Source organism: Sphingobacterium tenebrionis, assembly GCF_037126265.1.
Taxonomy (GTDB): domain Bacteria; phylum Bacteroidota; class Bacteroidia; order Sphingobacteriales; family Sphingobacteriaceae; genus Sphingobacterium; species Sphingobacterium tenebrionis.
In genome coordinates this window covers 1-14,767 of the sequence record NZ_JAYLLN010000038.1, presented here as the reverse complement: position 1 = coordinate 14,767, position 14,767 = coordinate 1, and the positions used below count along the sequence as shown (strand labels likewise).

Sequence of the window (14,767 nt, the reverse complement as noted above, 5' to 3'; positions counted from 1 at the left end):
ATAACACGGGTTTTGCGTCAGGCGGGCTGACGTGCAAACTTGGAATTTTGTGCTTCGAATGAACTTTAGTAATAAATTGAAACTTTGTGCTCCGAAACCCGCCCGAACGCAAAGCCCGAAACCGTTATTCAGAATTGCTTAAGTTCTCAATCTCTTGACGTTTTCGTTCGATGCTGTTTAATAATTTGTTTTCTTCTTCCCTTTTAATCACCAAAGCATGGAATTTATCGGGGTCAAGAGAGTAGGTGGAATCGATATGCGATGTAACATTTGGCAACTCCAATCCCATCATTCGGTAACGCATTTCGTATGATTTTCTATTATCCAGTTGCCTGTTTTTCTCATATAGAGTGCCTAAACCCAAAGAAATAATTATCGACAACATTATCATTATAATAATGACTGGCGTGGATTTCAGATCAATTTCGTAATGATGACTTACATCGACCTGATCAGGGATTTCAGCGAACTTTGAGACAATCTCTTTTTCCTTGTCAACCAATCTGTTGACCTCTTTTCCTGTAGCATCTGCAATCTGAACAGCCAGATTCTGCAATGAACCATAATCCTTAACGATCCTTGACAGTACATCATTTTCACGCTTCATAAAAGTCTGAATCTGGGGTAACAGTTCCTGATCCTTTGCGCGTGTATCATGAAATTCCTTCATATTCTTCTCGTTTTCGGAAAGCAGGGATACAATTGTTGGCATGATGCGTACGATGTCCTGTGTAATGAGGTCTGTATTCTCCTCTAAATTGTTTACCTGTTGCTGTAAGTTTTCTAATTCTGTGCGCATATTCTTAACGTTTTAACCTGTAATTTTCTTTCTTTTTTCGCTTCTTGATGACTGGATCTTCCTGCTCCGGTGCAATTTCAGGGATCGAAAACAGAGCGGATGCTAAGTAACCCATGGTTTCCCCAATATTGGTAACCATAGAGCGGTCTGTCGAAAAATTGCCTTCCATCCGATGGTTTTGTTTCACAGCGTTATCGATCCCATTTAGAGCACTGTCGATTTGTCCATAGCTCAATGAGCGGTCAATGGCCGATCCCCGATATGTTTGTCCGTCTTTGCTGAATGAAATGCCCTGCACCTCATTCGTTCCCGATCTGTATTTAAACTGCATTTCCACTCCCCTGTAGCGGATATAGTTCTGTAGTTCCGGCCAGTTCCTGCTGTTACGGATACCCGCCTTCACGGTATCGTAAATCTGGTATCTTGTCCTGTCGTTGCCTTTGAGACGTCCCCTGTTGACGTTCCGCTTTCCCTCGGACTGCTTAAAGCCATACAGGGCATTCAGCTCCTTACAGGCTTTAAAACTCTTATACCGATGATTGCTATTGGATATGGTCTTGCCCTGATCGTCCACCCGGTTATAGATAATGTGGATATGATCGTGTTTGCGGTCGTGATGTCTGACCATCAGACGCTGGGTATCCCTGATCCCCATTTTGGAGAGATACCGCTTGGCTGATGATATCATGATGTCATTGTTCAGCTTGTTCTTATCTGCGGTATTCCATGAGAGGATGATATGCCCAACTGCCTTTCCCAATCTTGGATTTAGCATCCGCTGAAAATTAAAGTCCTGTACGATGGTCTTTGCCGAATCCGTCCGCAATCCATTTGCATGGATAATCTCACTGTCTTTCTTTAGCACGTACCCAACGCATCCTCCAAATGACCGCCCCTCAATTATCTTCGCTATCATGGTGCAACAGTTTATCGATACAATAGTTGATATGGCTGATCGTATTCCGGCACTCAGTTACAACGTCGAGCAATCCTGTCTGGTGGGCTTTTTTAGTTAGCTGATTGAGATTGTTGGATGCTCCTGTAATTGCTCTGAACGCTTTTAGCTGTTCTTCGGTAAACCTCGGTGCTATCTTTCTCAGGATAGCACTTTTGCGCACCCATTCCGATTTGCTCATGCCTGCGGTCTGTGCGTTCTGTAGAACCCTTTTATGTTCCGCTTCATCAAAGCGGACATTGATCCTAAACTTCTTTTTATTTTCCAGTGCGGGTCTTCCGCCTTTGTTCTTGGTGTCTTTCATTTTATTGTTACTTTTAGATGTGACCATCGGGAGCAAATAGGTTTTGGGGTCACCAAAACACAACCTTGCTTCCTACCTATTCGATAGCTTTCTTCCCGATTGGGTGCTATGAATTTGTTCTTTGTGTGATCTGAATATCAGGTAGTCATTGACATCCTTGATCCGGTTGTCTTGCCTCTGCAGTTCTTCCATTCCATTTCTTACGGTGTGCGTTTTCTTAAAATGGCTTCGCAAGCTGTGGTACGATTTTAAACCACTGCTATCTGTGTCCAAATAGCTTGTTATTCCGTTATGTCGCTCTAAGAATGGATAAGCTTTTTGCAGATTGGCGGTCGTATTCAGGATACAGAAGTTCGTATTTAGATATGGCTTACCTGTATTCTTTTTTAACGTCATAAAGGACAGCAGATCTGTGAAGCCCTCAAACAGTACAACATCTTTGCTACCGTTACCGATCGTCGTGATCCCCTTTGTCAATAGGGAGCGTTTGTCATAGCTGTTGCGCAGTTCGTATCCACCTGCATCATTTTTAAAGCAGACGGCAAAGTACGTCCGTCCATTTGCCGTCCTGTAATAGATTTCCTGACAGAATGCGCTGGCAAGTTCAATATCTATTTTGCGTACATCGGTCAGATAGTCGATCAACGCTTTGTTTGTAAGTGGTTTTACGGATAGTATGGTGTACGTCCGATTATTTTCCTGTTGCACAAACGGCACTTTATCCAACACGGTCTGCTGATGAAAAGAAAGGATGTTTTTTCTTTCATCAGCCCAGTCTAATACAGTGGATAGATTGTTCGTATCCAAAAACTTCATCAGGAAATCGATGTTGTTACCTCCGAATCCCTCCGAATGAGAATACCAGATGTTCCTATGGATATCCACCTTGGTAGAAGCGGTTTTTTCATTTCCTTCGTTGAATGGGTTTCTAAGCCATGCTTCACGGCTGTTCATTCTGGTACATGGAATCTGCAGATAATTTAATATGGATATGAGCGGTATTCGCTTAAGTTCATCACATGTCATAATTGTAGTCTTTTAAATAGGTTTAGTTTAGTCTATTACTGTATAGGGGCGGACTAAACTAAACCTGTTTTTTTAGTAGTAGAATTCAGGGTTAAACCGGTAGGTCTTATCGTTCTTGATGACCATCCGTTTGTTTTCCAGAAAAGTCTTTAGCTGTTTGGCTTTATTGATGCCGAAATTGAAGCCTTTTGCTAGATAAGCGTCCTTTAATCTTCGCACAAAGTCATCATAACTGCAGGTTATTTCGCTATCGTTAAACATTTCCTGTAACACTTCCCGATGGTTCTCTTTGGAAAGCTCCTGATAGTCGAAGCCTTTTCTCGATGCAGTGCCTGACAGGTCAAAGTTCTCGTCCAGTACAGGCAAACCGTCATCTATATAAAAGGTAAATGGCTCAAACTCGATATCCCTGATGAACTTTGGGGCCACGGTGCTGTAGTTTGCATCCAGATCGCTTTTGGTGACCTGTAAGATGGATTCTGCCTTATTGTTCAATTCAGTCCCCAAATGGCCTCTTGTGTTGTCATCTCCCTTGTTTAAGTGTAGTACGGTATGGATATGGATATTTAGTTCCTGTGACCATTTCATCAGCTTGCCGGTAATTTCAGTGGCTTCCGTTGCATTATTGATGTCGTAAACAAGATCCCTGATCCCGTCTATGATCACCAGACCTATCCTGCCCGCATATTTGGACAGGGCATATTCGAGGATACTAATGCGCTCTTTGGTGGGGTATTCCCTCAAGGATATGAATTTTAGGTTTTCATGGACTTCCGTTGTCGGGTAATTTATGAGCTTGTAGACCCTTGAAAGCAACCTGTGGCAATGAAACTTGCTCTGCTCTGTATCGCAGTACAGCACCAATGGACGGTTTATGGGAACTTTGACCTTGTATTGTAATATCTGTTTTCCGCTCAATGCAGCAGCCACCAATGAAATCACATTGAATGTTTTCCTGCTCTTCGCCTTTCCCGTGGATGCGCTGAAATTCCCTAATGTACCGATAACGGAATCGGAATTGCTGATTGTTATCATGATAGGAGGTTCTAAAAATTCATCTGTTATTTTTACTATAGCCCTGTCCAGTGCCGTGGCTGTGTCCTGGTTAAACGAGATCATTATTTACCTCCTTTGTTCCGGTTGAAGCCGGCCATTGAAGCCACTACCTCCTGTTTTTTGAAATAGATCCGCTTTCCCATACGCATGTAGGGGATACGTCCCTGCTTCATCCACTCGGTCAGGCTAACGAGTGAAATGTCAAGTTCGTCCGCCATTTCCTTTTTGGTCAATAGTTTTTCGGAAGACCTGTTCTCGGTATTGTCCGATGTGTGCTTCACATCTGAAATAAAAAGGTGAAGTTCTTCCCTTACAGCATCTTTGATGCAGTCCCTAAGGGCTTTTTGGTCAAATTGAATCATACTTTGTTCATGTTTACACGTTTAATGATCCGAAGTCGTGGCCACTTTCTTCGAGTGAATTAACATGAGCAAAGTTGGCTTTATGGCCATTTTTTAATGCCTTTCGGGGGGTGAAAGGCAAAAATAAAATCTAAACAACTGTTCTTCAGCTGTTCTTTGGTTTTCGATTGGATACTTTAATTTCGAAAATTCGATCTTTTTCCCTTAGTGAAGTGGTACTGTCAAAGTAGTTCAGTGCGGTTCCCAATGGTATTTCTTCGTCATTGATTTTGAAATGATTTGAAACTAACTTAGCCCATGTTCTGTACGGAAGCTCGGAAAACATAGTTTCTTGATCGGTAGGTTCTAAAGAAGTGTTCGGAATTGCACCAATAGCTTCAAACAGGCTAAACAGATGGTTTTTATCGGCACACCTTACTTTAATCTTATGTTGTGGAGCTACTACAAAATCTTCCAGTTGTTGTTTTAGGATTTTGATCTCTTGTATCAATCGCTGGTTTCGCTCACTTTCGGTACCGATAATTCCCCAAACGTCACGTGATTTCAGCCTGTCAATAAAGTTTTCAACCTTTTCGATATATCCTTCGTATTTTTTCTTGTTGTCCCAGAAATACGAACTGTTTTTTGCCTTTGATCTGAAATGTTCTATCTCATCTTCACATACAGCGATCACTTTTTTGAAGAATTTTTCTTCGTTTTTACTGTCACTCTGTTTGACAAAGTAATCTAAATGATATTCATAATAGGGCGTGAATCTTTCTGGATGCAGTAATAGTACTTTGTTTACAAAGTGTTTGTCTGACATTGATCTGGGCTGTAAAAAACTTAATAAGGGGAGGCCGATATCGAAATAATGGTTTGAAGAGTTGAAAGCCTGTTTGTATTTAAAAAATCTGTCTGCCATAATATTAAAATTTATTGAGTGCGTCAATTAACGAATCTGTGCTTGCTGATTCATATTTCATTAAAGTCCGTATGTCGGAATGTGCAGTTAGTTTCTGCACAAGGGTGATCGGTACGTTTCTGCTTAGCAGGTTCGTTACCATTGATCGCCTGCCGACATGGCTCGATAGAAAGTCGTACTTCCTTTTTTCTATCACCAGCTTTTGCTTGCCCGAATACCTCGTTATCTTGATAGTCTCGTCCAGTCCGGCAAGTTTTCCGACCGTCTTTATATATTCATTGAACTTCTGGTTGGAAATCTTGGGTACGTTGTAACCGATACGTTCCAAAATATCCTTTGCAGGGGCTATGTACCCCTCAAAAGGTACGATTACCCTTTTCTTGACCTTTACCGAAATAAAGTCCCAAGCATTGTTTTTTATGTCCTTTGGATCGAAGTTGATCAGATCCTCAAATCTTTGCCCTGTGTAGCACAATAGACAGAACAGATCCCGTACCCTTTCCAGACTGGGTCTGTCTGAAAGATCTTGGTTCATCAGTTTTTCTATTTCGGCTTCGGACAGGGCAATAATTTCATTGTAGGCTTTCTTCTTGAAATTTGTTTTCTGCGTTTTGAAAACGTCGGGATGCACCAGATAATCATTATCGTTGCACCACTTTAGGAATACCTTCAACGTGGATATGTATTTATGTATGGTGTCATTTAGCAAACCTTCTTTTTCTTCATCGTTCGTATTCCTCTTCTTGCTTAGGAATACCTCAAACTGGTCAAGAAATTTGCTATCCAGTTCCCTAAGGACAAGATTTATACCTTTCTGTTTTTCAAAGTCTTCCAGACCTTTAAAAACCGTCCTGTATTCTTTTAGTGTGCCTTCTTTGACAAAATTGGATTTATAGGACAGGAACTGTGTTTTCAGATGGGAAATGGATATTTCGTTGCTTACCGCATTGTCCCTGTCGATACAACCTTTTACGATCTGTCTGTAATCATCTTTGGAAAGAAACTGGTTTTTGTCTTTTTTGCCCATCGCTTCCCGAATGCAGAGATTAGCAAGGTTGTTCAGTTCAACATTGAATTCCAACGCTCCGCTGGCACTTGGTTTAAGCCTTTCCTTTTCAAAATCCCAACTTTTGGGCAATATCTTATAGTTTGTCCTGTATTTTATCCTACAGGATTTATCCGGTGAAAAGAAGAGATACAGCGCAGTGGGCGATGGATTCCAGAATTTCTGTGCAAGGTTTTTCTTTTTCCCTCCAACCTTGGCCAGTTCGTGTTTGATCTTTTCAGGCGCAATATGGGGGTTATAGGGCTTGTCTAAATAAAAATTTACTTTCATATTTCTCGGACATATTTCGGACAGAAATGCTTAATATTACCATATTTCACCTTTGTAAGGTTGGATAAAGATAGGTAATAATATCTTAAACTACTAATAATCAGAATAAAATAAGAAAAGTAAAATTAAAATATGATAAAGGTTCGAATCCTGCCACCCCGACAACACTTACACTAAGTAAGGTCAAAAACCCTCAAATTCTATGAATTTGAGGGTTTTTTGTTTTATATTATATCAGGAAACCCCAATAAATATCAATCTAAATGTGAGTTAAACGGTGAGTCTTTTTAAGTTTTATATTTACTCACCGGATAGCTTATAAATAACTGTAAATCATTTATTTACAACATTTATTTTGATGCTATTTATTATTGTTTGACTTCTTTACTGCATCATATCCAATAGTTGGATTGAGAGAACTGCACTAAAGTGTATCAGTTGAACATAAAATAAATGGATATGAAGAGTAAAAACACTTTTGGGATTCAATTCGTGTTACGGTTGCCCAAGAACAAGAAAGATGAAATGGCCACTGTTTATGCAAGGATTACAGTAAACGGCCGTAGAACTGAAATTTCCTTAAAAAGCAAAGTATCGATCAACAATTGGGACGAAGTAAAAGGAAGAGCAAAAGGAAAACGCCAAGAAATCGTAAAGCTGAACAGCCACATGGAGCAGGTACGCTCCCTTATTTTCGATTGTTATCACCAGTTGGTGCAGCAAAATAAAACCGTTACCATTGAAGCGGTTAAATCTGTCTACCTAGGCGAGGACATAGAGGAAACAATGACTCTTCTAAAGCTAGTGGAATACCATAAACAAGTGGCAGTAAGTAAGCTTGCCCCCGGTACCATGAAAAATTATTATACCACCGAAACCTATATTCAAAAATTTATAAAACAAAAATATGGAAAAAAAGACATACCGTTGGATGAACTGAACTATCGGTTCATTTTGGATTTTGAAAACTTCCTTAATGACTACAAACCTAAAGATCATCATAAGCCCATAAATAATAATGGGGTGATGAAACATATGGAACGTTTGCGGAAGATGGTCAATTTGGCTGTTACGATGGATTGGCTGGTTAGGGATCCATTTGCCAAATACAAACTTCGGTTTGAAAAGGTAGAAAGAGGCCATTTGTCAAAAGAGGAGCTAACTGTTTTGCTTAATAAATCCTTTTCAATAGAGCGTCTGCAATCCGTGTCGGACATGTTCATTTTTAGTTGCTATACAGGTCTTGCTTACATCGACATTTTTAACCTGACCCCTGAAAATATTTCAAAAGGAATCGACGGAAAAGATTGGTTGACGACAAAAAGACAAAAGACCGATACAACGGTTCGAGTTCCTTTGCTGCCCGAGGCTTCAGATCTTCTTAAGAAGTACAGAGGGCATCCGGTAGCTGAGGCGAATGGAACGATCTTCCCTGTCATATCCAACCAGCGAATGAACGGTTATTTAAAAGAGATCGCAGAAATTTGCGGCATCAATAAAAATTTAACGTTCCATCTCGCAAGACATACTTTTGCTACAACGGTGACATTAAGCAATGGTGTGCCAATTGAATCGGTGAGTAAAATGCTTGGCCATACATCTATACGTACCACCCAAATTTATGCTAAGGTGTTGGAACATAAGCTAAGTGAGGATATGCACAAGTTAGAGGTTAGAATGGCTTCCCAGGATTAGATACTTCTAGGTCATTATTGAAATGAAACGAGGTAAGGTTGTAATTTTAATGGATGCAATACTATATGTGTGCCTTTGGACGCCAAATGCAACCACTGACTGCCATGTTGATCAAATTCGTAGATACTTTTGGTTCATTTGTATCCGTAAAGACAGAAAAGACCATAAATCAATTCTGTTCTAGAGGAGAGAATTTAGAAACATTAAAAAGCAGCGCAAATGAAAGTAGAACTTATCACTAAAGAAGACTTAGATAGCTTTAAAAAGGAACTTCTTGAAGAAATCAGGAGAAATAGACCACATCCGAGAAAAACCGAAAAGGAGCCTCGGGAATGGCTCAAGAGTTACGAGATCCGAGAATTATTGGGGATTTCAGCGGGGACACTCCAAAACCTTCGGCTAAACGGAACGTTACCCTTCACGAAAATCGGTGGATTGATGTATTATCGGTATGAAGATATCCGGAAACTAATGGATGGTGTTGATGGGAGTTAGGGATTAAAATATTAAAAAATAAATGATAGCAAGCAGGATTTGACGATCCTGCTTTTTTTTTGCCCGTACTTTTTGCAGCCAAAGCACATTTACCTCCCATAGCAATATCCTCGCAGTAAAAGAGCTTTCCGGCTATTTCTGAAACAGAAATTTTAAAAAAAAACCTCTCCGCTATTCCCATTTTCAGATATTTTTAAAATCCCTGTTCTGTGGTTTTGAGAACCACACCTTAAGAAAACATTTATCAATCCGACGAATTGGAAGTATTATTTCAATTCAAAACAGACCATTTTCTAATGCAATTTTCTCGGCTTCCACATTTCTTTTATTCAAAGAAGCCTGTATGCACTATTGTCCCATTTCAAGAGCAAAGGTATTTCCGTGTTCTTAACACCGCCAAAAGGTCAAGCAAGTTTGAAAAAAAATCTCCACCCGTTGGGTAGTATTTATTTTTCAAAACCTTGTGTCGGCTAAACACGAACCTTTTATGCTCGTGAAACGAAACATAGCATACTCCGGCTCTTTGGACGAATAAAAAAAATGTCAGTTATGAAAATTATAAGCATTAAAAATGGTAATGAAACGAAACAGCACCTCCTCTCATTACCGAATAAATCAGAAAAATTAAATCAAATATCAATCATTAAAAATCAGCGAAAATGAACATCACAGGCAGACTGACAAGAAATGCGGAAGTACGCACATTGTCGAACGAAAAACAGGTGGTAAACTTTTCAGTAGCGGTAAACGACAGCTACCGTAACAAACAGGGCGAACGAGTAGAGCAAACCACCTACTTCGATTGTGCCTACTGGATAACTCCAAACGTGGCAAGGCTACTGACAAAAGGCACTTTGGTAGAACTCACAGGGCGTGTAAGTCCGAGAGCGTGGGTAAACAAAGACGGAGAACCAAGAGCAGGACTTAATTTCCATACCTCACAAATCAAATTGCACGGAGGTAGCAATAGAGCCGAAACCGTACAGGCTACTGCAAAAGCAGAAAACAACAGCATTGCAGGAATATCAACCGAGGACGACCTCCCATTTTAACAACGAATATTCAATCGTTTTTCAACATCAAAATTTTAGCATTATGGCACATAACATCAATTACAACGAGAAAACAGGACGTTATTCATTCTTTAGCGTTCAGCAAAAAGCGTGGCACGGTCTGGGGCAAATCGTAGAGCAGTACCCCACAAGCGAGGAAGCTATCCGACACGCAGGGTTAGATTATGAGGTAGTCAAATCCCCTCTGTTTACCAAAGGTTCGGGCATTACCGAAACCGCAGACGGTATCGAGATAGGCAGTAACGAACTGGAAGTACCTAACTGTTTCGCCAACATACGCACCGATAACAATGCCGTATTGGGCGTAGTGGGTAAAGATTACCACATCGTACAAAACCGTGAAGCGTTCAGTTTCTTTGATGCTATCGTAGGAGGTGGCGAGGGTATTCTGTACGAAACCGCAGGGGCATTGGGCAAAGGCGAACGCATTTTTATCACAGCCAAATTGCCCGACTATATCCGTGTAGGCAATGGCGATGATGTTACGGAAAAATACATCTTCCTTACCACAAGCCACGACGGAAGCGGAAGTATTACCGCAGCGTTTACGCCTATCCGTATCGTTTGCCAAAACACCCTTAACGCTTCATTGCGGAATATGACCAATGTAGTCCGTATCAAGCACACATCGGGAGCAAAACAGCGTATCGAGAATGCACACAGGATAATGGGGTTAGCCAACACATTGAGCGACCAGCTACAGGGTATTTTCAATGACTGGACAACGATAAGGGCAACAGACCAAGAGGTCAGAAAGCTAATCCAATTGGCACTATGCCCGAACAAAGAAACCCTTGAGCTCATCAAAAAAGGTGCTGAAGACGAAATATCAACAATGTTTAAAAATACCGTGAACGATGCGTTTGCGTATGCAATGACGAGTGATACGCAACAAATGGACACTACAAAAGGCACATTGTTCGGAGCATACAATGCTGTTACAGGCTACTTCCAAAATGTACGCAATTACAGGGATGACGAAGCCAAGTTACAGAGTATTGTATTGGGTGGAACGGCTCAAATGAAAGGACAAAAAGCATTTGACCTATGTACAGCCTTTGCGACAGACGGTGCGGAAATCCTAAACCTCAATTAGATAATCACATGCTACCGCCACAATCGGTGGTAGCCTGTTAAAAATAAGTTTTATGAAAGCGATAACAATAGAGGAAGCCAAAAATTTGGCGAGAGCCAAGAGCCTTGAAAAGAAGCACAAAGGCGAAAGCGTATTTATCATTTACTGCAATCGTACAGAGCATTTCTATATAGACACGAACGGTTTAGTACGCCTTTGGGAAAAATTATACGGCTACTATGTAAATGGGGTTTATGCCACCGAAGATTAACGCATAACATTCAAAAGCAGTTACAATGGAAACGAACGCCATAGCGATAAAATTTGTCAGCCACGAAGTACCCGAATTGGAAACGCTGAAAACCTCAAAGGTCTATCAGATAAGGGAAAAACTGAACAAGGGCGAGAAGCTAAGCCGAGCCGAGAAAAATTGGATTGCGGAAGCGGTAAACCGAAACGCCTTTTTTAACAGGGCAGTTCCCCTAATGGGTTATCGGTTTGGGTTTGATGATATTCTAAAAACCTATGTAGTGAAGCAGTACGACAGTTGGCAGGAATACAGCGCACCCTACAAAACGAGCCTACGGAGTATAATCTATGGCAGGATTGACCAAATAGCAGAAATCAGTCATTAACACTTAAAGCAATCAAAGATGGAAACAACAGATAGAATTACCAAAGAAACAGACCTTGAAAAGTTTTGCAGGGAGCGATTTAAGCATTTGACCAATGCACAGCTTGTGGCAAGGGTAAACGGTCTTCCCGATTTTGGTTGGGATGATGAGGGCGTGGAACTGCGAAGAAGGCATAGCGTATCAAACGGTGCGTTTGACTATGCCTTTAATCATAACACGATGGTAATCCTAAAAGACGATTAATGATGTACGTAACAGATTTAAACGGTTGCCAAATCGAAGTAACGGATTTAAAGGAAGCCATAAAAATAGCAGGGCGGTACAAAGAATACCGCCACGAGGACGAGCGTTTTTCCGAGTTCGACAAGAGGCAAAAAACCTATTGGGCGGATATGTACGAGAAACTTACAGCCATCAAAGAACAAGTAACAACACATTAAAACTCACAGCAATGAACACAAATTTTTTCAATCAAGTACAGCAGTTGGATTTTACAGGAATATTGCAACTGAACATTTCTAAGGGGATAGAAAACAAACTAATCGTAACAGTATTGCTCAACAATGAGCAATGCGGAGATAGTGCGAAAACCCTCATTCCCCCATTGATTTTTAACGCCACTCCGCAGGAGTTTGACGAGGGATTTTTTGAGCAGATAAACGCACCAATTAAAGCCATATCGGGTTTAATGGTGGATATGGAAGCCTTTATGAAGCAAATGGAAACCGTCAAACTGCAATCCGAAATGGAGAAGCAGAAAACCGAGAAAGCCAAAAAGGAAAAAGAAACCAAAGACAAGAAGTACAAAGACGGTATGGTAAAGGTGGACGAGTTGGATAAAGAGGGCAAGTTCCGTGAAGCGTGGATGAAAGTACCCGACATTACGGAGTTTCCCGAAAAAGCGGACGAGATACGCAAACGCAAAACGTCATTGTCCGACAAGTTCGGGACACCGAGCCTTTTTGGTGGAGTAACGGAGGAGCAACCCGAACCGCCAAAAAAGGAGGAGGTTGCTACCTATTGCCCAATAAATACAACAAACGAAGAAGTAGAATATTAACAATTAAAAACGAACATTATGTTATTAGCAACAGTATTACCGAGAGTTTTCATACTCAAAGATAAAGGACAGGATATTCCATTGACTGACCCCGAACCACGTTGGAGCGTGGAAGCCGTGATGAATTATTACGCCAATTTGTATCCGATACTGACGACTGCAAAGGTATCGGCACCCAAGATAAAAGACGATGCAGTCGAGTACAGGTTTGAAAGCGTAATGGGTACGAAAGGTTAAACCAAAATTTAAAAGCAATGAATTATGCAACGCAACAAAATATTGGGAACAATCAGCATACCCGAACAGAAAAGGCAACGGCAATTACACCGACAGTTGGGCGAGTTCGCAGACTGGATGCAAAGACCAAAAGATGCAAACGAAGTTCGGGAAGACAAAGGGAAATCCGTACCGATAGCAATGCTACCAATGGTTTTCTAAAGTGTACGTTTCTGCCGAAACTGAAAACGGCACAATCCGTACAGGTTTGTCAGAAAACGGAAAGGGATTTTTATCAGTCCCTTTCCAAACTTGCCAGGCATTACAGCATTGAACCGATGCAGACCCGACAGGATTACAGCTATCCCTACAATATGGTATTGGCTATGTGGGATATGGATAACCAATTGAAACGAACCGTTGCAAATTGGGATAGTTTAAAACTGATACAGGACAGTCAGAAAACCTTTTTTGTGAGTGAGGAAAAGTATGATACAGGTACGACCCTGTATTATATCCCCATTGTTCCACTCTTTAAAATGCTTCACGACCCGAAGCATAAGAAGAATGCCCAATTACTTATTTCGGTTTACAGTTATCTGTACCACATTGCGGATATTCCGTATTACAGGCAAGAAGAAAGCTATCTGTATTGGCTATATGAGATGCACAAAGATTGGGTAGAACAGGACGATGAAACAGAAGAAATGGAAACCTACAAACGTGAATTTTCGATTGCTGAATATATTGGCGACAGCGTAGCACAAAGGCTATTCAACCGTATCAATTTAACGGTATTTGAACAGCGTTTAAACCTTTTTAAAAGCCGTGACACATTCGACAGGGAATGTTGGCAGATAGCCTGTAATGCGTTTGACCTCTATACGGAATACCCTACAGCATCCGTTTTCAGAAACGCACCCATTCCCGAGCAAGACCCTTATGACGATGATTACGAAAATGAGGTCATAGGAATGCAAAAGTATATTTCCTTTATCGCTGATACCAAAGGTTGGCTATATGAAAGTCTTTCGGACAGTATCAACAACGAATTTAACGAGTACGGAGCGATAGAAGAACCGACCATTACCAAACAATTTGACGGAATTGAAATAACCACAAACAATCTTGATTTTGAAAATCGTCTTTTTGTGTTATTGGATGACCTATGTACACTATTGCACAACTATAAAACAGTAGAAAAATGAACGATGCAACAGATATAACCGAAGATTTCGGGACATTATACCACCCAAAATCCGCTTTGGTTTTTTACGAAGCCAAAGGAACAGAAAAATCAATGTATGTAGAGCATTTCGATATGGACAGGGGCGGCAACCCTATCAACGCCCATCCCTTGAGCGTAAAGGAAGCCAATGTTTTGGCGAAGTCTTTACAGACCGATGAAGAAAAGAGCCAAGCTTTTTTAAAGCCAAAGGGAATTTTGCCGACAAATGTTCTGCATATCAACCCGAGTAACGATAAAGGCACGGTGCTATGGTACACAAAAGCACAGCAAAGGCAACTGTATTTTGTGGACGGTCTGGGCATAACCAACGGAAAGGCACAAGTACCTGCAATGCTTTGGATAGCTAACAAAAGCAGTCTTACCGTATTCGCTTTGGCAAGCGACAGGCGACCCACCGAAAAAACGCCATTGCATTACTAGGGCACTGAAAAAGTCCTCTTTTAGATTGGGCTAAAAAAAGGAGTGGAAAACAACAGTTTTCTGCTCCTTTTTTCGTATCTTAAAGTAGGCTTTAACGGACATCAGGA

20 protein-coding genes are annotated in these 14,767 nt (G+C 40.9%); 12 read left to right on the top strand and 8 right to left on the bottom strand.

The features are described 5' to 3' along the window. Positions 1-124: 124 nt before the first annotated feature. The 8 genes from VJ786_RS13615 to VJ786_RS13580 all read right to left on the bottom strand — a co-directional run bounded on the left by VJ786_RS13615 (position 125) and on the right by VJ786_RS13580 (position 6,742). Positions 125-799, bottom strand: a complete 675-nt coding sequence (locus tag VJ786_RS13615) for a hypothetical protein (protein ID WP_336557892.1) — start codon at positions 797-799, stop codon at positions 125-127. A gap of 4 nt (positions 800-803) precedes the next feature. Next, positions 804-1,715 (bottom strand): relaxase/mobilization nuclease domain-containing protein, encoded by a 912-nt coding sequence (locus tag VJ786_RS13610; RefSeq protein ID WP_336557891.1) that lies wholly within the window; start codon positions 1,713-1,715, stop codon positions 804-806. Next, on the bottom strand, positions 1,696-2,058 hold the full coding sequence (locus tag VJ786_RS13605; RefSeq protein ID WP_336557890.1) for a plasmid mobilization protein: 363 nt from the start codon (positions 2,056-2,058) through the stop codon (positions 1,696-1,698). Before VJ786_RS13605 ends, VJ786_RS13610 begins: the two co-directional genes overlap by 20 nt. A gap of 72 nt (positions 2,059-2,130) precedes the next feature. After that, positions 2,131-3,084 (bottom strand): DUF8464 domain-containing protein, encoded by a 954-nt coding sequence (locus VJ786_RS13600; RefSeq protein ID WP_336557889.1) that lies wholly within the window; start codon positions 3,082-3,084, stop codon positions 2,131-2,133. Between the two features lie 72 nt (positions 3,085-3,156). Beyond that, on the bottom strand, positions 3,157-4,119 hold the full coding sequence (locus VJ786_RS13595) for an AAA family ATPase (RefSeq protein ID WP_336557888.1): 963 nt from the start codon (positions 4,117-4,119) through the stop codon (positions 3,157-3,159). Between the two features lie 83 nt (positions 4,120-4,202). After that, positions 4,203-4,502 (bottom strand): helix-turn-helix domain-containing protein, encoded by a 300-nt coding sequence (locus VJ786_RS13590; RefSeq protein WP_185218274.1) that lies wholly within the window; start codon positions 4,500-4,502, stop codon positions 4,203-4,205. A gap of 145 nt (positions 4,503-4,647) precedes the next feature. Next, positions 4,648-5,307 carry a hypothetical protein gene (locus tag VJ786_RS13585; protein WP_336557887.1) on the bottom strand — a complete coding sequence of 220 codons (660 nt, stop codon included), beginning with the start codon at positions 5,305-5,307 and terminating at the stop codon, positions 4,648-4,650. Between the two features lie 103 nt (positions 5,308-5,410). Next, positions 5,411-6,742, bottom strand: a complete 1,332-nt coding sequence (locus VJ786_RS13580; RefSeq protein WP_336557886.1) for a site-specific integrase — start codon at positions 6,740-6,742, stop codon at positions 5,411-5,413. Between the two features lie 459 nt (positions 6,743-7,201). On the opposite strand from VJ786_RS13580, the gene VJ786_RS13575 reads away from it, so the two are divergent. The 12 genes from VJ786_RS13575 to VJ786_RS13520 all read left to right on the top strand — a co-directional run bounded on the left by VJ786_RS13575 (position 7,202) and on the right by VJ786_RS13520 (position 14,660). Next, positions 7,202-8,437 (top strand): site-specific integrase, encoded by a 1,236-nt coding sequence (locus VJ786_RS13575; RefSeq protein WP_037459845.1) that lies wholly within the window; start codon positions 7,202-7,204, stop codon positions 8,435-8,437. 219 nt (positions 8,438-8,656) lie between these two features. After that, on the top strand, positions 8,657-8,932 hold the full coding sequence (locus tag VJ786_RS13570) for a helix-turn-helix domain-containing protein (RefSeq protein ID WP_115170670.1): 276 nt from the start codon (positions 8,657-8,659) through the stop codon (positions 8,930-8,932). 659 nt (positions 8,933-9,591) lie between these two features. Beyond that, positions 9,592-9,984, top strand: a complete 393-nt coding sequence (locus tag VJ786_RS13565) for a single-stranded DNA-binding protein (RefSeq protein WP_185213524.1) — start codon at positions 9,592-9,594, stop codon at positions 9,982-9,984. Between the two features lie 43 nt (positions 9,985-10,027). Next, the gene (locus VJ786_RS13560) at positions 10,028-11,101 is read left to right on the top strand and encodes a DUF932 domain-containing protein (protein WP_185213525.1); all 1,074 of its coding nucleotides are present in this window, start codon (positions 10,028-10,030) and stop codon (positions 11,099-11,101) included. 52 nt (positions 11,102-11,153) lie between these two features. Further along, positions 11,154-11,351 carry a DNA-binding protein gene (locus VJ786_RS13555; RefSeq protein WP_115170672.1) on the top strand — a complete coding sequence of 66 codons (198 nt, stop codon included), beginning with the start codon at positions 11,154-11,156 and terminating at the stop codon, positions 11,349-11,351. A 25-nt stretch (positions 11,352-11,376) separates the two neighbouring features. Next, positions 11,377-11,715 (top strand): molybdenum ABC transporter ATP-binding protein, encoded by a 339-nt coding sequence (locus VJ786_RS13550; protein ID WP_185213526.1) that lies wholly within the window; start codon positions 11,377-11,379, stop codon positions 11,713-11,715. Between the two features lie 18 nt (positions 11,716-11,733). Then, positions 11,734-11,958 (top strand): hypothetical protein, encoded by a 225-nt coding sequence (locus VJ786_RS13545; RefSeq protein ID WP_185213527.1) that lies wholly within the window; start codon positions 11,734-11,736, stop codon positions 11,956-11,958. After that, a complete protein-coding gene (locus tag VJ786_RS13540; protein WP_177165079.1) occupies positions 11,958-12,155 on the top strand; it encodes a hypothetical protein in 198 nt (65 codons plus the stop codon). The genes VJ786_RS13545 and VJ786_RS13540 overlap by 1 nt, the downstream gene beginning before the upstream one ends. 11 nt (positions 12,156-12,166) lie before the next feature. Continuing rightward, positions 12,167-12,775, top strand: coding sequence for a PRTRC system protein E (locus VJ786_RS13535; RefSeq protein WP_185213528.1), 609 nt, complete (start codon positions 12,167-12,169; stop codon positions 12,773-12,775). 18 nt (positions 12,776-12,793) lie between these two features. Then, positions 12,794-13,012 carry a PRTRC system protein C gene (locus VJ786_RS13530; RefSeq protein WP_115170673.1) on the top strand — a complete coding sequence of 73 codons (219 nt, stop codon included), beginning with the start codon at positions 12,794-12,796 and terminating at the stop codon, positions 13,010-13,012. A gap of 17 nt (positions 13,013-13,029) precedes the next feature. Then, entirely contained in the window at positions 13,030-14,199 is a 1,170-nt protein-coding gene (locus VJ786_RS13525) for a hypothetical protein (protein WP_185213529.1), read from the top strand. Then, positions 14,196-14,660, top strand: coding sequence for a hypothetical protein (locus tag VJ786_RS13520; RefSeq protein WP_336557885.1), 465 nt, complete (start codon positions 14,196-14,198; stop codon positions 14,658-14,660). Before VJ786_RS13525 ends, VJ786_RS13520 begins: the two co-directional genes overlap by 4 nt. Positions 14,661-14,767: the final 107 nt, after the last annotated feature.